The organism is Streptomyces sp. NPDC001373, from assembly GCF_042895815.1.
Lineage (GTDB): Bacteria > Actinomycetota > Actinomycetes > Streptomycetales > Streptomycetaceae > Streptomyces.
In genome coordinates this window covers 17,890-36,915 of sequence record NZ_JBIAWQ010000032.1, presented here as the reverse complement: position 1 = coordinate 36,915, position 19,026 = coordinate 17,890, and the positions used below count along the sequence as shown (strand labels likewise).

At 74.4% G+C, this 19,026-nt stretch carries 16 protein-coding genes; 12 read left to right on the top strand and 4 right to left on the bottom strand.

Going from position 1 to position 19,026, the window contains the following annotated elements; all coding sequences use genetic code 11:
• Nucleotides 1-335 precede the first annotated feature (335 nt).
• Complete coding sequence (locus ACFY15_RS35275) at nt 336-1,196, top strand: hypothetical protein (protein WP_390689997.1); 861 nt, start codon at nt 336-338, stop codon at nt 1,194-1,196.
• Between the two features lie 66 nt (nt 1,197-1,262).
• Here the strand turns inward: ACFY15_RS35275 and ACFY15_RS35270 are convergent, their stop codons facing one another.
• Nucleotides 1,263-2,534, bottom strand: coding sequence for a DUF1015 domain-containing protein (locus tag ACFY15_RS35270; RefSeq protein WP_390689887.1), 1,272 nt, complete (start codon nt 2,532-2,534; stop codon nt 1,263-1,265).
• A 143-nt stretch (nt 2,535-2,677) separates the two neighbouring features.
• Between ACFY15_RS35270 and ACFY15_RS35265 the strand changes: the two genes are divergently transcribed.
• From ACFY15_RS35265 to ACFY15_RS35250, 4 genes are all read left to right on the top strand, one after another.
• Nucleotides 2,678-3,721 carry an HAD hydrolase-like protein gene (locus ACFY15_RS35265; RefSeq protein WP_390826874.1) on the top strand — a complete coding sequence of 348 codons (1,044 nt, stop codon included), beginning with the start codon at nt 2,678-2,680 and terminating at the stop codon, nt 3,719-3,721.
• A gap of 156 nt (nt 3,722-3,877) precedes the next feature.
• Nucleotides 3,878-4,837, top strand: a complete 960-nt coding sequence (locus ACFY15_RS35260) for a FecCD family ABC transporter permease (protein WP_390826876.1) — start codon at nt 3,878-3,880, stop codon at nt 4,835-4,837.
• On the top strand, nt 4,834-5,895 hold the full coding sequence (locus ACFY15_RS35255) for a FecCD family ABC transporter permease (protein WP_390826873.1): 1,062 nt from the start codon (nt 4,834-4,836) through the stop codon (nt 5,893-5,895). Before ACFY15_RS35260 ends, ACFY15_RS35255 begins: the two co-directional genes overlap by 4 nt.
• Before the next feature lie 80 nt (nt 5,896-5,975).
• Nucleotides 5,976-6,788: an ABC transporter ATP-binding protein gene (locus tag ACFY15_RS35250; protein WP_390689890.1), complete on the top strand. Its 813-nt coding sequence runs from the start codon at nt 5,976-5,978 to the stop codon at nt 6,786-6,788.
• On the opposite strand, the gene ACFY15_RS35245 is transcribed toward ACFY15_RS35250, so the two are convergent.
• On the bottom strand, nt 6,785-7,132 hold the full coding sequence (locus ACFY15_RS35245; protein ID WP_390689891.1) for an SCP2 sterol-binding domain-containing protein: 348 nt from the start codon (nt 7,130-7,132) through the stop codon (nt 6,785-6,787). The two genes, ACFY15_RS35250 and ACFY15_RS35245, sit on opposite strands and share 4 nt — an antisense overlap.
• A 65-nt stretch (nt 7,133-7,197) precedes the next feature.
• Between ACFY15_RS35245 and ACFY15_RS35240 the strand changes: the two genes are divergently transcribed.
• From ACFY15_RS35240 to ACFY15_RS35220, 5 genes are all read left to right on the top strand, one after another.
• Complete coding sequence (locus ACFY15_RS35240; protein WP_390826871.1) at nt 7,198-7,506, top strand: hypothetical protein; 309 nt, start codon at nt 7,198-7,200, stop codon at nt 7,504-7,506.
• Nucleotides 7,507-7,513: 7 nt separating this feature from the next.
• Entirely contained in the window at nt 7,514-8,329 is an 816-nt protein-coding gene (locus ACFY15_RS35235; protein ID WP_390689893.1) for a TlyA family RNA methyltransferase, read from the top strand.
• Nucleotides 8,326-9,303 carry an NAD kinase gene (locus ACFY15_RS35230; RefSeq protein WP_390689894.1) on the top strand — a complete coding sequence of 326 codons (978 nt, stop codon included), beginning with the start codon at nt 8,326-8,328 and terminating at the stop codon, nt 9,301-9,303. Before ACFY15_RS35235 ends, ACFY15_RS35230 begins: the two co-directional genes overlap by 4 nt.
• A 106-nt stretch (nt 9,304-9,409) precedes the next feature.
• Nucleotides 9,410-11,128, top strand: coding sequence for a DNA repair protein RecN (gene recN, locus ACFY15_RS35225; protein ID WP_390689999.1), 1,719 nt, complete (start codon nt 9,410-9,412; stop codon nt 11,126-11,128).
• A 147-nt stretch (nt 11,129-11,275) separates the two neighbouring features.
• Complete coding sequence (locus ACFY15_RS35220; RefSeq protein ID WP_390689895.1) at nt 11,276-12,388, top strand: glycosyltransferase family 4 protein; 1,113 nt, start codon at nt 11,276-11,278, stop codon at nt 12,386-12,388.
• Between the two features lie 13 nt (nt 12,389-12,401).
• Here ACFY15_RS35220 and ACFY15_RS35215 read toward each other — a convergent pair whose 3' ends face one another.
• The gene (locus ACFY15_RS35215) at nt 12,402-14,024 is read right to left on the bottom strand and encodes a PucR family transcriptional regulator (protein WP_390826870.1); all 1,623 of its coding nucleotides are present in this window, start codon (nt 14,022-14,024) and stop codon (nt 12,402-12,404) included.
• 233 nt (nt 14,025-14,257) lie between these two features.
• On the opposite strand from ACFY15_RS35215, the gene ACFY15_RS35210 reads away from it, so the two are divergent.
• Both ACFY15_RS35210 and ACFY15_RS35205 read left to right on the top strand, forming a co-directional pair.
• Nucleotides 14,258-15,877, top strand: a complete 1,620-nt coding sequence (locus ACFY15_RS35210; protein ID WP_390689897.1) for an APC family permease — start codon at nt 14,258-14,260, stop codon at nt 15,875-15,877.
• Between the two features lie 11 nt (nt 15,878-15,888).
• On the top strand, nt 15,889-17,526 hold the full coding sequence (locus ACFY15_RS35205; protein WP_390826869.1) for a flavin monoamine oxidase family protein: 1,638 nt from the start codon (nt 15,889-15,891) through the stop codon (nt 17,524-17,526).
• A gap of 7 nt (nt 17,527-17,533) precedes the next feature.
• On the opposite strand, the gene ACFY15_RS35200 is transcribed toward ACFY15_RS35205, so the two are convergent.
• Complete coding sequence (locus ACFY15_RS35200) at nt 17,534-18,916, bottom strand: FAD-binding protein (RefSeq protein WP_390689899.1); 1,383 nt, start codon at nt 18,914-18,916, stop codon at nt 17,534-17,536.
• Between the last annotated feature and the right edge of the window lie 110 nt (nt 18,917-19,026).

Here is a 19,026-nt window from a genome sequence, read left to right as displayed (position 1 = left end):
CCCCGCGTCGTGACGACGAGCGCGGCGGCTTCCGTGGCGGCCGTGACGAGCGTGGCGGCGACCGTCCGTCCTACCCGCGTCGTGACGACCGCGGCGGCGACCGTCCGTCCTACGGGCGTCGTGACGAGCGTGGTGGCGACCGTCCGTCCTACCCGCGTCGTGACGACCGCGGCGGTGAGCGCGGTGGCTACCGTGGCGGCCGCGATGACCGCGGTGGTTTCCGCGGTGGCCGCGACGACCGCGGCGGCCGCGAGTTCCGCGTCGACCGCGACCGGGACCCGGTCAAGCGGCTTCCGATCGACGAGGACGTCACCGGCAACGAGATCGACGCCGACGTGCGCCAGGAGCTCCTGAGCCTGCCCAAGGGCCTGGCCGAGGAGGTCTCGCGCAACCTCGTCATGGTCGCCCGGCTGATCGACGAGGACCCCGAGCAGGCGTACGCGTACTCCCGCATCGCCCTGCGCCTGGCCTCCCGCGTCGCCGCCGTCCGCGAGGCCGCCGGCTTCGCCGCGTACGCCACGCAGAAGTACAGCGAGGCGCTCGCCGAATTCCGCGCCGCGAAGCGGATGACCGGTTCCGTCGAGCTGTGGCCCGTCATGGCCGACTGCGAGCGCGGCCTCGGCCGTCCCGAGCGGGCGCTGGCCATGGCCGGCGAGCCCGAGGTGCAGAAGCTGGACAAGGCCGGCCAGGTCGAGATGCGTCTCGTCGCCGCCGGTGCCCGCCGGGACATGGGTGAGCTCGACGCCGCCATCGTGACCCTGCAGAGCCCCGAGCTGGCCTCCAACTCGGTGCAGCCGTGGACCGCGCGCCTGCGGTACGCCTACGCCGACGCCCTGCTGGCCGCCGGCCGCGAGGACGAGGCCCGCGAGTGGTTCGCGAAGACCCTCGAGGCCGACAAGGACGGGGCGACGGACGCCTCCGACCGCCTGGCCGAGATCGACGGGGTGGAGTTCGTGGACGCCGCCGCGGTCGAGGACGACGCGGAGCCCGCGGACCTCGGTGACGAGGACGACGAGGACGAGGACGCGGCCGAGGTGGCCGCCGCCGAGCGTGCCGCCGACCAGACCGAGTACTACGACGAGGACGACGAGGAGTACGAGCCCGTCGACACCTCCGAGGCGGACGCGGACGTGGACCTCACCGACGAGATCGTGGTCGTCGAGGACGACGGGCGCGAGGCGCGCGACAAGGCCTGACACGGCCTGACGTAGAAGGGCGGCACCCCCCCCGGGGGGTGCCGCCCTTCCGCGTGTGCGGGCCGGTCAGTCCAGGCTGCGCAGGACCAGGCCCGTGGCCGGCTTCGGACCGAAGGAGGTGGACTTGCGGGGCATCGTGACGCCCTGGCGGGCCAGGTCCCGGACGACCTCCTCGCGGACCGGGTGCAGCAGCACGGCCGTGCCGCCGTGTCGTTCGGCCATGGCGACCGTCGCGGCCGCGTCGTGGATGTACGCGATGTGGTCCGGGGCGTCCGGGATCCGCCACAGGGCGTCCAGCAGGGACGCGTGCAGAACGGTCGCGTCCAGCCGGCGCCAGGCCTCGGGGCGGTCGCGGCGGACGGTGCGCGCGATCAGGGCCGGATCCGGGTCGGTGACCAGGTGGAAGGTGCCGTCGCCGGTGAGGAGGAAGGCGTTGCCGCGCTCCGAGGCGTCCGCGAGGGCCTCCAGGGCCAGCGGGAGCGGGCCGTCGACCGGGCGGACCCGGAAGGAGCCCTCGACCGCCGCCAGCGCTTCGGAGAGGGGCAGCCGGCGCAGCATCCGGTGGATGGCGCGGACCTGGAGCGGATAGCGGGCGGTGTCCACGAGCAGGACCAGGCCGAAGTCCCAGGGGGTCGGCGAGCCGTGCTCTTCCTGGAGGCGCAGGTACGTCGCCCAGCGGTGGTGGCCGTCGGCGATCAGCGCCTGGCGGTGGGCAAGGTCGGCGGTGACCACGGCCAGCTCGGCCGGGTCGGTGACGGCCCACAGGCTGTGGCGGAACCCGTCCTCGGTGACCGTGGACAGCAGCGGTTCGCGGGTGGCGGCGGCCTCGACGACCGCGTCCGCCCCGGCGCCCGGGCCGTCGCCCCGGTAGGTGAGGAGCAGGGGTTCGAGATTGGCCGAAGTCGCGCGCATCAGGCCCGCCCGGTCGGTGACCACGTCCGGCATCACGTCCTCGTGGGGCAGGACGATGCCGGCCTCGGCGGTGGACAGGGCCAGGGCGCCGATGATGCCGCGCTGGAGGACACCCGACTTGCGCTGCTCGTAGACGTAGAGCGCGGGCCGCGGGTCCGTGCTGAGGACGCCCTGGGCGAGCCAGTCGTTCAGGGTGCGGGCGGCCTGCTCGTTGCGTGCGGCCGGGGTGCCGGCCTGCGGCAGGATGAGCCGGACGATGTTGTGCGGGTCGGCGGACTCCAGGTGGTCGACTCCGTCGGGGCGTACGACCACGTCGTACGGCGGTGAGGTCACCGCCGCCAGGCTGCGGACGCGCTCCGGGTCGTAGCGCAGTCCGTGGAAGGGGATCAGGCGCAGCCCGTGCTCCGCGTTGCCAGGTGTGGTCATTGGTGCATGGTAAGACCCGTCTCGTGATACGGGATGGCCGGGGGAGCGACGGGATAGTGCAAACTCGGACAATATCGATCGTGCGCGGTGGAGCGTCACCGCGGTCCCGAGTGTTTTGAGAACGGTTATTGAGGAGCGGCCAGATGATCCGGCAGAGCAGGACCAGTCCCGCGGGCAGCGAGCGGAGTCTGCACCAGGCGTACGACACGGCCCTGCTGGACCTGGACGGGGTGGTGTACGCGGGCGGCCACGCCATCGCGCACGCGGTGGAGTCCCTCGCCGCGGCCCGGGCCGGCGGCATGCACCTGGCGTACGTCACCAACAACGCGCTGCGGACGCCGGAGGCGGTCGCGGAGCACCTGGGCGAGCTGGGGATCCCGACCGAGGCGGGCGAGGTGATCACCTCGGCGCAGGCGGTGGCCCGGCTGATCGCGGAGCAGGTGGAGCCGGGGTCGAAGGTGCTGGTGATCGGCGGGGAGGGGCTGCGGGTCGCGCTGCGCGAGCGCGGGCTGGTGCCGGTGGACTCCGCCGACGAGGAGGGGCTCGCGGCCGTGGTCCAGGGCTACGGCGGACCCGGCCTGGAGTGGGGGCGTTTCGCGGAGGCCGCGTACGCGATCAACCGCGGGGTGCCCTGGTACGCGTCGAACACGGACCTCACGATCCCCGGGGCGCGCGGGATCGCGCCGGGCAACGGGGCGGCCGTGGAGGTCGTGCGGATCGCCACGGGTGCGGATCCGCAGGTGGCGGGGAAGCCGCTGCCGCCGATGCACCGGGAGACGGTGCTGCGGACCGGGGCCGAGCGGCCGCTGGTGGTCGGGGACCGGCTGGACACCGACATCGAGGGCGCTTTCAACGGGGACGTGGACTCGCTGCTGGTGCTGACCGGGGTCACGGACGCGGAGCAGCTGCTGCGGGCCGAGCCCCGGCACCGGCCGACGTACGTGGACCGGGACCTGCGCGGGCTGCTGACCGGGCAGCCGGAGGTGGCGGAGCGGCAGGGGGCCTGGAGCTGCGGCCGCTGGAGCGCGGCGCACGCGGGCACGCACCTGGAGCTGACCCGGGCCGGGGAGGGGGAGGGCGATCCGGTCGACGGGCTGCGGGCCTTGTGCGCGGCGGCCTGGTCGGCGGCCGGTGAGGGGTCCTACGGCCACGACGTGGAGAAGGCGCTGGCCGTACTGGGGTGGTGAGCCGCGGGCGGCTACGTCGTTCGGGGGATTCTTCAAGGCAGAGGGTAGGCTAACCTAACTTTTGTGTTGGCTGAGAGTCCCCCTGAAACCGCGCGGAGCGTGCCGTCGCCTGCCGTGGCCCGTCCGCGCCACGGCAGGCGGGCCGCCGGTCTGCTGATCGCCCTCGCCGTGCTGGCCCTGGTCGCGGTGGCGAGCATCGCCGTCGGTGCCAGGGCGATGCCGCTGGACGACGTCTGGCACAGGCTGTTCCACTACGACGGCACCACCAACGACGTGGTCGTACGGGACCTGCGGGTCCCGCGCACCCTCCTGGGGGTGATGGTCGGGCTCGGACTCGGCCTGTCCGGCGCGGTGATGCAGGCCCTGACCCGCAATCCGCTGGCCGAGCCCGGCATCCTCGGCGTCAACGCCGGAGCGGCGGCCGCCGTCGTCTCCGCCATCAGCTTCCTCGGGGTGAGCGCGCTGACCGAGTTGGTCTGGTGGGCCTTCCTCGGCGCGGCGGTCGTCTCGGTCCTCGTCTACGTGCTCGGCGGCAGCCGCAGCGCCACCCCGGTGCGTCTCGCGCTCGCCGGTACGGCGGCCAGCGCGGCCCTCGCCGGCTACGTCAACGCAGTCCAGCTGATGGACAGCCAGGCCCTCGGCAGGCTCCGCTTCTGGACGGTGGGATCGCTGGCCTCGGCCACCATGGACACCGTCCGCCAGGTCGCCCCCTTCCTGCTGGCCGGAGGCCTGCTGGCGCTGGGGCTGGGCCGGCCGCTCAACGCGATGGCCCTGGGCGACGACACCGCCCGGGCGCTGGGCGCGCACCTGACGCGGACCCGGATCGTGGCCATGGCCGCCATCACCCTGCTGTGCGGGGCGGCGACCGCCGCCTGCGGTCCGATCGTCTTCGTCGGGCTGATGATCCCGCACCTCGCACGCCTGTTCACCGGGCCCGACATGCGCTGGGTGCTCGCGTACTCGGCCGTCCTGTCGCCCGTACTGCTGTTGGGCGCCGATGTGGTCGGACGGGTCGTCACCCGGCCCGCCGAGCTCCCGGTCGGCATCGTGACCGCGCTCGTCGGCGGCCCCGTCTTCATCCACCTCGTCCGGCGCAAGAGGATGGCCCAGCTGTGACCGACCTCCGCATCCGCGGGGCCGCCCGGCCCCGCACCCTGCGCGGCCCCGTCGGGACCTCGCTGCGCGTCGAGCCGCGCGCCCTGGTCACCGGGCTGCTGCTGACCGCCGCCACGGTGGTGCTGGCCGTCGTCCTCATCGGCACCGGCGACTTCGAGATGGCGCCCGGGGACGTCGTGCGGACCCTGCTGGGCAACGGCACCCCCGCCGACGACTTCATCGTCAACGACCTGCGGCTGCCGCGGGTGCTGGTCGCGATCCTGGTCGGCGCGGCCCTCGGGATGTCCGGGGCCGTCTTCCAGTCCGTCTCGCGCAACCCGCTCGGCTCGCCCGACATGCTCGGCTTCGGATACGGCTCGGCGGTCGGCGCGCTCGTCGTCATCACCGTGTTCAAGGGCGGGGCCACGGAGGTCGCGCTGGGCGCGGTCGTCGGCGGTGTGCTGGCCGGGGCGGCCGTGTACCTCCTCGCGTACAGGAAGGGGATCCACGGCTACCTGCTGGTGCTGGTCGGCATCGGCGCCTCGGCGGTGCTCGTGGCCGTCATCCAGTACCTGATCGCCAAGGCGCAGCTCGTCGAGGCGACCCGGGCGATGGTCTGGCTGACCGGTTCGCTGGCCGGGCGGGACTGGGAGCAGGTGTGGCCGCTGCTGATCACCTGTGCGGTGCTGTTCCCGCTGGTCCTCGGGCAGAGCCGGGCCCTGCGGGTGATCGAGATGGGGGACGACGCCGCGTACGCCCTGGGCGTGCCGGTGGAGCGGACCCGCATGCTGCTGATGCTGGCGGCGGTCCTGCTGACCACGGCCGCCGCGGCGGCGGCCGGGCCGATCAGCTTCGTCGCGCTGGCAGCGCCGCAGCTGGCCCGTCGGCTGACCCGCTCGCCCGGGTCGAACCTGCTGACCGGCGCGCTGATGGGCACCGTCCTGCTGCTGGCCTCCGACCTGGCCTCTCAGCGGGCGTTCGGTGCGGACCAGCTGCCGGTCGGTGTGGTCACCGGCCTGGTCGGCGGGGTCTACCTGCTCTGGCTGCTCGTCACGGAGCGCAGGGCGGGACGGATATGACGGACACGGACACGGACACGGACACGGTGCACACGGTGCACGGCAACGAACGCAGCCCGGTCGAAACGAGGAGTACCCAGGTGCAGAGGCTGACCGCGGAGAACGTGACCCTCGGCTACGACCAGCGGGTCATCGCCGAGAACCTGTCGGTGGAGATCCCCGACCACTCCTTCACCGTCATCGTCGGCCCCAACGCCTGCGGCAAGTCCACACTGCTGCGCGCCCTGTCGCGGATGCTCAAGCCCTCAGCCGGGCAGGTGCTGCTGGACGGGCGGGCCATCACCTCGACGCCGGCGAAGCAGGTGGCGCGGACGCTGGGGCTGCTCCCGCAGTCCTCGGTCGCGCCCGACGGGATCACCGTCGCCGACCTGGTCGCCCGCGGCCGGTACCCGCACCAGGGACTGCTGCGCCAGTGGTCCCCGGAGGACGAGCGGATCGTCCTGGAGTCGATGGCCTCCACCGGGGTCGCCGAACTCGCCGACCGGGCCGTCGACGAGTTGTCGGGCGGGCAGCGGCAGCGGGTGTGGATCGCGATGGCGCTGGCCCAGCAGACCCCGCTGCTGCTCCTGGACGAGCCGACGACCTACCTGGACATCCAGCACCAGCTGGAGGTCCTCGACCTGTGCGCCGAGCTCCACGAGGAGCGGGGCCGGACCCTGGTGGCGGTGCTGCACGACCTCAACCAGGCGGCCCGCTACGCCACGCACCTGATCGCCCTGCGCGGCGGGGTGGTGGTCGCCGAGGGGCCGCCGGCCGAGGTGGTCACCGCCGAGCTGGTGGAAGAGGTGTTCGGGGTGCGCTGCCGGGTCGTCGAGGACCCGGAGACCGGCACGCCGCTGGTGGTTCCGGCCGCCCGGCGGGCCCGCACGGGGGCGGCCGTCGCGAGCGCCTAGAGCAGGCTCTTGAGGCGCAGGAGGTCGCGGAAGCCGGCCTCCAGGCGGACCCGGCCCGAGGCCCAGGCCTTGGCGAACCTCAGCTGCCCGTCGACCAGGGCGAGCAGGTCGTCCCCGCTCATCGCGAGCCGGATCTCGGCCTTGGCGCGGGGCGGGCCGGGGGTGAGGGCGTCCACCCGGATCCGGCCGCCCTCCAGGCGGCCGGCGAAGGTCACGTCGAGGTCCGTGATGTGGCAGCTCAGGGACCGATCGAGGGCGGCCGCGCCGCGCACGTCGCCGTCGGCCCCCGCGAGGTTGTCGGAGAGTCGGTCGAGTGCCGCGCGGCACTCCTGGATCGTAGCCATGGTGTCCCGACCGTACCGCAGAGCCGCGCGTGGCAGGGGCGGTGCTTCGGGGTAGCGTCGGGGGCATGACCGACGAAGTGTCCGCGAGCGTTCCGGACGTCCCCCAGGAGCCCGTCGCGCAGTCCGCGGCCGGGCCCGGGAGCGGGCCCGGCACGGGGTCCGCCGAACCCGCCGGGGCCGCGCCGCTGGGCCTCGTGCGCACCCCCACCGGGCACCCCGGGGTCGACGCGCACCTGGAGCGCCTCGCGGACGCGGACCACCTCGCGGCGGACGGACACGTCGAGGTGTACGAGGATGTGCACAGGGGACTTCGCGAGGCGCTGACCGCGCTGGACGCACAGCCCGTCCCCGGACCGTACGAAAACAGGAGCTGAACCGAACGTGGCAGGAGTGGCACGCCGCCGCCTGGACGCCGAACTGGTACGCCGCAGCATGGCCCGCTCGCGGGAGCACGCGGCCCAGCTGATCGCCGCGGGCCGGGTGACCGTGGGCGGCACCACCGCGACCAAGCCGGCCACCCAGGTCGAGACCAGCGCGGCCCTCGTCGTCCTCAAGGACGACAGCGACCCCGACTACGTCTCCCGGGGCGGCCACAAGCTGGCCGGCGCGCTCGCGGCCTTCCGGCCGCGGGGGCTGGCGGTCGAGGGCCGCCGGGCCCTGGACGCGGGCGCCTCGACCGGCGGGTTCACCGACGTGCTGCTGCGCGCGGGCGTGGCCCACGTGGTGGCCGTGGACGTCGGCTACGGGCAGCTGGCCTGGTCGCTTCAGAGCGACGACCGGGTGACCGTCAAGGACCGCACGAACGTGCGCGAGCTGACGCTCGAACTGATCGACGACGTCCCCGTGGACCTGGTCGTCGGCGACCTGTCCTTCATCTCGATCGGCCTGGTGCTGCCCGCCCTCGTGCGGTGCACGGCGCCGGACGCCGACCTGGTGCTGATGGTCAAGCCGCAGTTCGAGGTGGGCAAGGAGCGGCTCGGTAGTGGCGGCGTGGTGCGCAGCCCCGAGCTCCGGGCGGAGGCGGTGCGCGGGGTCGCGGCGCAGGCCTGGAAGCTGGGGCTGGGCGTGCTGGGGGTGACCGCGAGTCCGCTTCCGGGGCCGTCGGGGAACGTCGAATACTTTCTGTGGCTTCGGGCGGGGGCACCGGCACTCGACCCGGGGGATGTCGACCGTGCAGTGGCGGAGGGGCCTCAGTGACAGATTCGTCAGCGTCAGCGGGTGCAGCGGCTTCGACGGGGCCCGCGCCTTCGGGGGGACCGGGGGCGGGGGAGCCCACCGGGCCGCGCACCGTTTTCCTGGTCGCGCACACCGGGCGGCCGGCGGCCATACGCAGCGCCGAGCTGGTGGTGCTGGGACTGCTGAAGTCGGGGATCGGGGTGCGGGTCCTCGCGCAGGAGGCGCGGGACATGCCGCTGCCGCCCGAGGTGGAGCTCGTCGGCGCGTGCACGCCCGAGGTCCTGGCGGGGTGCGAGCTGCTGATCGTGCTGGGCGGGGACGGGACCCTGCTGCGCGGGGCGGAGTTCGCGCGCGGGTCGGGGGTGCCGATGCTGGGCGTCAACCTGGGCCGGGTGGGCTTCCTCGCCGAGGCCGAGCGCGACGACCTGGACCGGGTCGTGGACCGGGTGGTGCGCAGGGCCTACGAGGTCGAGGAGCGGATGACCCTCGACGTCCTCGTACGGACCAACGGTGACGTGGCCCACCAGGACTGGGCGCTGAACGAGGCGGCCGTGCAGAAGGTGTCCGCCGAGCGGATGCTGGAGGTGGTCCTGGAGATCGACGGGCGTCCGGTGACCGGTTTCGGCTGTGACGGCATCGTCTGCGCGACGCCGACCGGCTCGACGGCGTACGCCTTCTCGGCGGGCGGGCCGGTGGTCTGGCCGGAGGTGGAGGCGCTGCTGATGGTGCCGATCAGCGCGCACGCGCTGTTCGCGAAGCCGCTGGTCACCTCCCCGGACTCGGTGCTGGCGGTCGAGGTGCAGACCGGGACCCAGCACGGGGTGCTGTGGTGCGACGGCCGGCGGACGCTGGAGCTGCCCGCCGGGGCGCGGGTGGAGGTCCGTCGCGGGACGGTGCCGGTGCGGCTCGCCCGGCTGCACCACGCGTCCTTCACGGACCGGCTCGTGGCCAAGTTCGCGCTCCCGGTGTCGGGTTGGCGCGGCGCGCCGCACTGAGGACACCGACGACCCCGCTAATAGCACACCCGTTCGGAAGACTCCGGGCGGGTGAGGTCGCATGACACCCGCGAAACCTCGGTATGGTCGTCCCGTGCTTGAGGAGATGCGGATACGGTCACTCGGGGTCATCGACGACGCGGTGGTCGAGCTGTCGCCCGGTTTCACCGCGGTGACCGGCGAGACCGGTGCGGGCAAGACGATGGTCGTCACCAGCCTCGGGCTGCTGCTCGGCGGCCGGGCCGACCCGGCCCTGGTACGGATCGGGGCCAAGGCGGCGGTGGTCGAGGGCCGCGTCGTCCTGCGCCCGGACGCGGCCGCCGCCGTGCGCGCCGAGGAGGCCGGGGCCGAGCTCGACGAGGGCGCCCTGCTGATCAGCCGGACGGTGTCCGCCGAGGGGCGTTCGCGCGCCCACGTCGGCGGCCGCTCGGTCCCCGTCGGCCTGCTCGCCGAGCTCGCCGACGACCTGGTCGCCGTCCACGGGCAGACCGATCAGCAGGGCCTGCTGCGGCCCGCCCGCCAGCGGCAGGCCCTCGACCGGTACGCCGGCGCCGCCGTCGCGGGCCCCCTGGAGAAGTACGCCGGCGCCTACCGGCGGCTGCGCGCCGTCGCCGCCGAACTGGACACGATCACCACCCGCGCCCGGGAGCGGGCGCAGGAGGCCGACCTGCTGCGCTTCGGCCTGGACGAGGTCGCCGCCGTCGAGCCGCTGCCCGGCGAGGACACCGAACTGGCGGCCGAGGCCGAACGGCTGGGGCACGCCGAGTCCCTGGCCTCCGCGGCGCAGGCCGCGCACGCGGCCCTCGCCGGCGACGTCGAGGACCCGGAGGGCGTCGACGCCAACACCCTCGTCGCCGGCGCGCACCGCGCCCTGGAGTCCGTGCGCTCCCACGACCCGGTGCTCGGCGCGCTCGCGGACCGGATCGCGGAACTGGGCATCCTGCTCGGCGACGTGGCCGGCGAGCTCGCCGGGTACGCCGACGACCTGGACGCCGACCCGCTGCGGCTGGCCGCCGTCGAGGAACGGCGGGCGGCCCTGACCCAGCTCACCCGCAAGTACGGCGACTCGGTCGACTCCGTCCTCGAATGGGCCCAGAAGGGCTCGGCGCGCCTGCTGGAGCTCGACGGCGACGACGAGCGGATCGACGAGCTGACCGCCGAGCGGGACGCCCTGCTCGCCGAGCTCTCGCAGCTGGCCCAGGCGCTCACGGACGCCCGGACCGAGGCCGCCGAGCGGTTCGCCTCCGCGGTCACCGCCGAGCTGGCCTCCCTGGCCATGCCGCACGCCCGGGTGACCATCGACATCCGCCAGACCGAGGCCCCCGACGGCGTCGAGGTGGGCGGCCGCCCGGTCGCCTACGGGCCCTCGGGCGCGGACGAGGTCGAGCTGCTGCTCGCCCCGCACCCTGGCGCGCAGCCGCGGCCGATCGCCAAGGGCGCCTCCGGCGGCGAGCTGTCCCGCGTCATGCTGGCCGTCGAGGTCGTCTTCGCCGGCACCGCGCCCGTGCCCACGTACCTCTTCGACGAGGTCGACGCGGGCGTCGGCGGCAAGGCGGCCGTCGAGATCGGCCGGCGGCTGGCCAAGCTGGCGAAGTCCGCCCAGGTCGTCGTCGTCACCCACCTGCCCCAGGTGGCGGCCTTCGCGGACCGGCAGCTGCTGGTCGAGAAGACCGTCGACGGATCGGTGACCCGGTCCGGGGTCACGGTCCTGGAGGGCGAGGACCGGATCCGCGAGCTCTCCCGGATGCTGGCCGGCCAGGAGGACTCGCAGACGGCGCGGGCCCACGCCGAGGAACTCCTCGCGGCGGCCAGGGCGGACGGCTGAGACGGCGGATCGTTAGCCCGTGTGGGTGAGGCTGGGGGGCGCACTGCGGTATCCCGCACCAGATCCGCACCCGTATGGTCCCGGAACGCGCGTGCGGACTGGCATCCTGGGCGACGTCCCTGACCCCTCACCCTGGAGCTTCGGCCCGTGAGCAGCTCCCCGGCTTCGGTCCCGCCGCCCGCCCTGCCCTACGGGCGGCCCCCGCTGCGCACCGTCCAGGTCCTCGGCGGCGCGGGCGCCGGCAGCAGCGCGCACGTGCGCTCCCTCACCACGGGGCTCGCGGCGCGCGGCGTGCGGGTGACCGTGTGCGCCCCCGTGGCGGCGGAGGGGGAGTACGACTTCACCGGAGCCGGGGCGGAGTTCACCCCCGACGCGGCGAGCGCGCTGCGGGCCGCCTGCGCCGGGGCGGACGTGGTCCACGCACACGGCGTACGGGCCGGGATGCGGGCCGCGCTGGCCCTGCGCGGCCCGGGGCGCCGGGCGCCGCTGGTGGTGACCTGGCACGGCAGCGCCCCCGACGCGGGCCCGCTGGGGCGCCTCGCCCGCCTGCTGGAACGGCACGTGGCCCGCGCCGCCGCCGTGGTCCTGGGCTCCTCCTCCGACCAGGTCGACCTCGCACGCCGCCGCGGCGCACGGGACGCCCGCCTCGCCGCGGTCGCCGTACCGGCCGCGCCGGCGGCGCCCGACGCGGGCAAGACCCGGGCGGAACTGGGCGTGGTGGAACGCCCCCTGGTCATCGCGGTCGGCAGCCTGGTCGCCCGGCGCGGCTACTCCGTCCTGCTGGACGCGGCGCGCTCCTGGCGGGGGCTGGAGCCGGCACCGCTGCTGGTGATCGCGGGGGAGGGGCCGCTACGGGCCGAACTGGCCCGCCGTATCCGGTCGGAGGGCCTCCCCGTGCGCCTCCTGGGCCGCCGCCGCGACGCCGACCGCCTGCTGGCGGCGGCGGACGTCGCCGTCCTCCCGAGCCGGTGGGAGGGCCGCTCCCTGCTGGCCCAGGAGGCCCTGCGGGCCGGGGTCGCCCTGGTGGCGACGGAGGTGGGCGGCGTCCCGGAACTGGTCGGCGACGCGGCGGTCCTGGTCCCGTACGGCGACGCGGACGCACTGGCAGGAGCGGTGACCGCCCTCCTGGACGACCCGGACCGCCGCGCGGCCCTCGCCCTCGCCGGCCGTGCCCAGGCGGCGACGTGGCCGTCGGAGGACGACACGGTGGCCCAGGTCCTTTCGGTCTACGACGAACTGATGGAACGCCGACGCCCCTGACCGGCGGGCCCGCTCAGGACGGCGAGGCGTGGCGGCGGGCGCGCAGGGCCAGGCTCAGGGAGAGGACCGTCTCCGGGTCGTCCAGGTCGGTGCCCAGGAGTTCCGAGATCCGGGCCAGGCGATTGTACAGGGTCTGCCGGTTCAGGTGCAGCTCGCGCGCGGTCTCCGCCTTGCGGCCCGCATGGGCCAGGTACGTCTCCAGCGTGGGCAGCAGCGGCGGCCGGGACGCGGCGTCGTGGACGCGCAGGGCGCCGATCGCGCGGTCCACGAACGCCGCCAGGTCCGGGTGCTCCCGCAGCCGCCACAGCAGCAGGTCGATGTCCAGGCGGCGCGCGTCGTACCAGGGGCGGGCCGGCAGGCCGTGCGCGGCGGTGGCGGTCTCCGCGGCGTGCCGCAGGCCCGCCGAGGCCGCAGCCCAGCTGCCCGAGACGCCGACCACCACCACCGGCGGGGCCCCGGCCCGGTCCAGGCCGGCCCGCTCCACCCCGGCCCGCAGCGCGCCCGCGACCCGGTCGGCGACCGCCGCGCGCTCCGACTCCGCCCGCAGCGACACCAGCAGCGGCACCCGTCCCTCCACCGGGCGGACGCCCAGCAGCACCGGGACCCCGACCGAGGACAGCTCCTCCTGGACAGCCCGGGCCAGCACCGACCAGTTCCCGGACGGCACCAGGTCCGAGGACAGCCGCATCACCAGGGGCAGCAGCGGCCCCGCTCCCGGACGGAAGCCCAGCACCCGCGCCTGCGCCGGGGCGTCCTCCGCCGAGATCCGCCCCTCCGCCAGATCCGTCAGGAAGTCGCCCCGGCCGCGCGCGGCCAGCTCCTCCTCCTGCCGGGCCTGCATCAGCACCACCGCGAGCACCCCCGCCGTCCGCTCCGCCGCCATCCGGTGGACCGGCAGGAGCGGCGCCGAGACCCCGACCAGGACGACCCGGGCCCGCACCGAGCCCGTGCCGTGGCCGCCGCCCGGCACGTCGACCACGACGGCGTTCGCCGGGGGTTCGGCCGCGCGCTGGCCCCGCAACCCCTCCCAGACCTGGAGCGGGTCCGCCGCGGCCTCCCCGGCCACCGGCCCGGCCGCGTACAGCAGTTGGCCGTCGGGGGTCTCCAGGAAGACCGGGTTGGCGGTGAAGTCGGCCAGGATGCGCAGCACCTGCGGGATCCCGCCACCGCCCAACAGGGCCTCCGTGCACCGCCGGTGGACCTCCTCGGCCCGCTGGAGGAGCGCGTAGTGGTGGTTGACGATCTCGGTGTGGATCTCCTCCGTCACCGCGACGAACGGGACCTCCCGGTGCAGTTGCACGAGCGGCAGCCCGGCCGTCCGGGCGGTCTCCACCAGCGTCGCCGGGAGCCGCGTGAACCGCGGGCCGAGTTCCACGACCAGGGCGGCGATCCCGCGGTCCGCGAGGCGGCGGACGAAGGCGCGCTGCTCGGCGGGCCGGGTGCCCAGCCCCAGTCCGGTGGTCAGCAGCAGTTCGCCGCCCTTGAGCAGCGAGGCGATGTTCGGCACCTCGCCCGCGTGCACCCAGCGGACGGTCCGGCCGAGGCGGTCGGCGCACGCCACCACCTCCGGCAGTCCGCTGCGCAGTCCCGGCAGTTCCAGTGCCCGCTGAACGGTGATCCCGCCCTGGTTGTCCATATCGCGGGACGCTACCGGCCGCGTTGTTCCGAGGACATCACCGGGTGGTCACGGAGTCCGGCATGTCCCCCCGACGGGCCGACAACTCGTCGTTCCCCCACGGGGATTATCGGACCGCATGCCGATTGTGGTCTACGTCACGCGGGTGGAGAGTGGCGGCCTCGCGAACGGCCCGGCGAACGGCCCGGCGAACGGTCCCGCGAACGGCCTCCCGACAGGAACGAGGACGACCCATGAGCAGATCCAGAGCCGGCACCGGCACCGGCGCCACGCCTCCTCCCGGTGCCCCCGCCCCGGGGGCACCACCGGTCCAGCGCCTCAAGGCCAACTCCGTGGGCCTGGTCGGCGTCGTGTTCATGGCCGTCGCGACCGCCGCGCCGATCACCGCGATGACCGGCAACCTCCCCATCGCCGTCGGCTTCGGCAACGGCACCGGCGCGCCCGCCGGCTACCTCTTCGCCACCCTCGTCCTGACCGTCTTCGCCGTCGGCTACGTCGCGATGGCCAAGCGGATCACCGCCGCCGGCGCCTTCTACGGGTACATCTCGCACGGCCTCGGCCGGATCGCCGGCATGGCCTCCGGGATGCTCGCCGTCCTCGCCTACATCGTCTTCGAGGCCTCGATCGTCGGCGTCTTCTCCTACTTCGCCAGGACCACCGTCCACGACCAGATCGGCGTCGACCTGCCCTGGATCGTGTACGCGGCGGGGATGCTCGCCGTCACCGCCGCCCTGGCCCACTTCGACATCAACCTCACCGCCAAGGCCCTCGGCGTGATGCTCGTCGCCGAGATCGCCGTCCTCTTCGCCGTGGCCACGGCCGTGCTGATCGCGGGCGGCGGACCCGACGGGATCCCCGTCGAGCCGGTGAACCCGGCGCACGCCTTCACCGGCACCTCCGCCGGACTGGGCCTCTTCTTCGCCTTCTGGTCCTGGGTCGGCTTCGAGTCCACCGCCATGTACGGGGAGGAGTCCCGCGACCCCAAGCGGGTCATCCCCCGGGCCACCCTCGTCTCCGTCGTCGGGGTCGGCCTCTTCTACATCTACGTCTCCTGGATGACCATCGCCGGCAACGGCCTGGCGGAGTCGGTGGAGCTGTCCGCCTCCGCCACCCCCCTGGACCTGTTCTTCGCCCCCGCCCACCGGTTCATCGGCACCTGGGCCGTCGACGCCTTCCAGTGGCTGCTGCTCACCGGCTCCTTCGCCTGCGGGATGGCCTTCCACCAGTGCGCGGCCCGCTACCTCTACGCCATCGGCCGCGAGGGCTTCCTGCACCCCGCCCTCGGCCGAACCCACGCCCGGCACGGCTCCCCGTACGTCTCCTCCGTCGTACAGACGGTCATCGCCACCGGGCTGGTCGCCGGCTTCTGGCTCACCGGCCAGGACCCGTACCTGCACCTGTACACCCTGCTCGCGATCCTCGGCACGATGGCGATCCTGATCGTGCAGACCCTCTGCTCCTTCGCCGTCATCGGCTACTTCCGCAGGAACCACCCCGAGGACCGGCACTGGTTCCGGACCTTCACCGCCCCGCTGCTCGGCGGGATCGGGATGACCGCCGTCGTGGTCCTGCTGGTGCTCAACATGCAGACCGCGGCAGGCGCCGCCGCCGGCTCCCTCTTCTTCACGCTGATCCCCTGGATCGTCGGCGCGGTCTTCTTCGGCGGACTGGGACTGGGCTTCTGGCTCAAGCGCAGGGCCCCCGAGCGCTACGAGATCATCGGCCGGATCGTCCTGGAGGACGCCGCCGAACGCGGCGCTCCCACCGCCCTGCCGGCCCCCGCAGGCCCCTGCGACCCCGCAGCACCGTCCGACCCCGCCGCCCCCTCCGGACCGACCGCCGCGACCGTCTGAGGAGCTCCGCCATGGCCCGTACCCCGCTCATGCACGCCCTGCGCCGGATCGCCGCCGAGCACGCCGCCGCCCGCCGGCTCGGCCTGCCCGTCGCCGAGGTCCGCGGCTCCACCCGCCGCGAACTCCTCGGGAGGGCCGCCGCCCTCGGCCTCGGCACCGCGCTGGCTTCGTCGGCCGCCTCCGCCGCCGCGTACGCCGCCCCCGCCCCCGTCCCCGCGAAGAGACCCTCCGGACCCGTCCGCGTCGCCGTCGTCGGCGCCGGCATCTCCGGCCTCACCGCCGCCCTCACCCTCCAGGACGCCGGCATCCCCTGCACCCTCTACGAGGCGAACCCGGCCCGCGTCGGCGGCCGGATGTGGACCCAGCGCGACCACTGGGCGTACGGGCAGACCTCCGAGATCGGCGGCGAGCTGATCGACACCAGCCACAAGAAGATCCTGGAGCTGTGCCGTCGCTTCGGCCTGCCCGTCGAGGACTTCCTGGGCGGCGGACCCAACGGAGCCGAGGAGATCCTCCACTTCGACGGCGTCTACTACTCCCGCACCCAGGCCGACGAGGACTTCAAGGCCGTCTACCAGGCCCTGCACCGCGACTTCCAGGACGCCGGGGAGGTCACCTGGAACTCCACGACCCCGGCCGGCACCGCCCTGGACGAGATGACCCTGTACGAGTGGATCGAGACCCGCGTCCCCGGCGGCCACCAGTCACAGCTCGGCCGGTTCATCGACGTCGCCTACAACGTCGAGTACGGCGCCGACACCCAGGCGCAGTCCGCCCTCGCCCTGGTCCTCCTGATGGGCTACCAGCCCAACCCGGGCAACTTCAACGTCTGGGGGCTGTCCAACGAGCGCTACCACGTCATCGGCGGCAACGACCGGCTCCCGAACGCCATCGCCGCCGCCCTGAACCCCGGCACCCTGGTCCTGGGCCGCTCACTGGCCGCCGTACGCGCCAACGCCGACGGAACCCAGACCCTCACCTTCGACGACTCCGGCGTGGTGCGCACCGCCACCGCCGACCACACGGTCCTGTGCCTGCCCCTGCCGATCCTCCAGCGCCTGGACACCTCGCGGGCGGGCTTCGACCCCCTCATGCGCAACCTGCTGCGCGACGCCCGGATGGGCTGCTGCACCAAGCTCAACATGCAGTTCACCGGCCGCCCCTGGCGCGGCACCGGCCCCTGGCCCGGAGTCTCCGCCGGTGACTGCTTCACCGACTCCGACGTCCAGCAGACCTGGGACACCACCAAGGTCCAGCCCGGCACCGGCGGCATCCTGCTCCAGTACGGCGGCGGCTCCCTGGCCCACGCGCTCACCCCCGCCACCCCCTTCGCCACCGAGTCCGACCCCTACGTCCGCGACCTGGCCGGCCGGGTCCTGACCGGTATCGACGCCTTCTTCCCCGGCACCAAGGCCGTCTGGACGGGCCGCGCCCAGCTCTCCGCCTGGCACCGCAACCCGTACTCCCTGGGTGCCTACTCGTACTGGCCCACCGGCTACCTGCACCGCTACGCCGCGTACGAGGGCACAGCCCAGGGCAACGTCCACATCGCCGGCGAGCACTGCAGCTACGACTTCCAGGGCTTCATGGAGGGCGGAGCCACCGAGGGCGAACGCGCGGCCCGGGAGGTGATCGCCGCCCTCACCTGAGAAGGGCTCAGACCGGCGGGATGTTGTGGTTGAAGCGGAAGACGTTGTCCGGGTCGTACTGCCGCTTCAGCCGCGCCAGCCGCCGCATGTTGTCGGCACCCAGGCCGGCCACCACCCGGTCCGCGCCCTCGTTCCCGGTGAAGTTCAGGTACACCGCGCCGGTGGACCACGGCTGGACGTCGGCGCGGACGTCCCTGACCCACTGGACGACCCGCTCGTCGTCGGCGGCGTCCTCCCACATGCCGAAGGGGTGCACCGCCCACGGCGCGTCCCGGTACGGCACCGGGTAGTCCTCCCCGCCCGCGGCGATCGCCCCGCCCTGCGGCCAGAGCACGTGCTGGGTTCCGCTCGGCACCGGCATCGAGGCGGCCCGGGCGCAGAACACGTCCACGAACGCGTCGGGCGCCCCGGTCAGGTACTCCGCCGACCAGTGGTTCCGCAGTCCCGGCGGGTCGTCGAGCATGCACTGGAGCTCGGCGTACGGGATCGCCGTGACGATCTCGGCCTCGTGCGGGATCGCGAGCAGGGGGGCGGCCATCTTGCGGAGCTCGTCCTCGGGGCCCGCGTAGGTCACCAGCGCCCCGGCCAGCAGCAGGCCGACCAGGTGCGGCGGGACGAACGGCGCGGGCGGCCCGGTCAGGTAGAGGACGCCGCCGCCGGCCTCGTCCGGACCGGACTCGATGATGTCCCGGTACGCGCGGACCACCTCGGGGCCGCGCTCCGGCAGGTAGAACACCATCGCGATCGACAGGGCCGGCAGGTCGTGCAGGCGCAGGGTCAGCGCGGTGGCGATCCCGAAGTTCCCGCCGCCGCCGTGCAGCCCCCAGAACAGCTCCGGGTGGTCCTGCGCCGTGACGGTCAGCAGCTCGCCCTGGGCGGTGACCAGCTCCACCCCCAGCAGGTTGTCCACCGCCAGGCCGAAGGCCCGGTCCAGCCAGCCCGTGCCCCCGCCGAGGACGTAGCCGCCGACGCCGGTGGTGGAGGCCCGGCCCCCGGTGGTCGCCAGGGCGAACGGCTCGCAGGCCCGGTCCAGGTGGCTCATCGTCGCCCCGCCCGCGACACGTACCACCTTCGCCGCCGGATGGACGGTCACGTCGTGCATCCGGCGCAGGTCCACGACCACGCCGCCGTCGTTCAGCGACATCCCGGCCACGCTGTGCCCGCCGCCGCGCACCGCCACCGGCAGGTCCAGCTCCCGGGCGAAGCGGACCGTCGTGACCACGTCCGACGTGCTCTCGCACTGGGCGATCACCGCGGGACGGCGGTCGATCATCGCGTTGAAGACCGTCCGGGCCTCGGCGTACCCGGGGTCGCCGGGGGCGAGGACCTCGCCGGCGAGGTCCTCGCGGAGCGCGGCAAGCGCCGTGGCCGCCTTAGAGAGGGGCGCCATCGCCACCCCCCCTTTCCCAGAAGGGCATGGACCCCTCCAGGTTAGGCGGGCACCCGGGGGGCCGCGCGTCAGGGCACCCGGGGGGGCCGCGCGTCGGCGGCCCCGGCCGC

Excerpts from the sequence above, each read along its gene's own strand:
- ACFY15_RS35240 (WP_390826871.1), top strand. The coding sequence starts at position 7,198 with ATGACCGACGAAGTGTCCGCGAGCGTTCCGGACGTCCCCCAGGAGCCC.
- ACFY15_RS35265 (WP_390826874.1), top strand. The coding sequence starts at position 2,678 with ATGATCCGGCAGAGCAGGACCAGTCCCGCGGGCAGCGAGCGGAGTCTG.
- ACFY15_RS35245 (WP_390689891.1), bottom strand. The coding sequence starts at position 7,132 with ATGGCTACGATCCAGGAGTGCCGCGCGGCACTCGACCGACTCTCCGAC.
- ACFY15_RS35200 (WP_390689899.1), bottom strand. The coding sequence starts at position 18,916 with ATGGCGCCCCTCTCTAAGGCGGCCACGGCGCTTGCCGCGCTCCGCGAG.
- ACFY15_RS35210 (WP_390689897.1), top strand. The coding sequence starts at position 14,258 with ATGAGCAGATCCAGAGCCGGCACCGGCACCGGCGCCACGCCTCCTCCC.
- recN (WP_390689999.1), top strand. The coding sequence starts at position 9,410 with ATGCGGATACGGTCACTCGGGGTCATCGACGACGCGGTGGTCGAGCTG.
- ACFY15_RS35270 (WP_390689887.1), bottom strand. The coding sequence starts at position 2,534 with ATGACCACACCTGGCAACGCGGAGCACGGGCTGCGCCTGATCCCCTTC.
- ACFY15_RS35205 (WP_390826869.1), top strand. The coding sequence starts at position 15,889 with ATGGCCCGTACCCCGCTCATGCACGCCCTGCGCCGGATCGCCGCCGAG.
- ACFY15_RS35215 (WP_390826870.1), bottom strand. The coding sequence starts at position 14,024 with ATGGACAACCAGGGCGGGATCACCGTTCAGCGGGCACTGGAACTGCCG.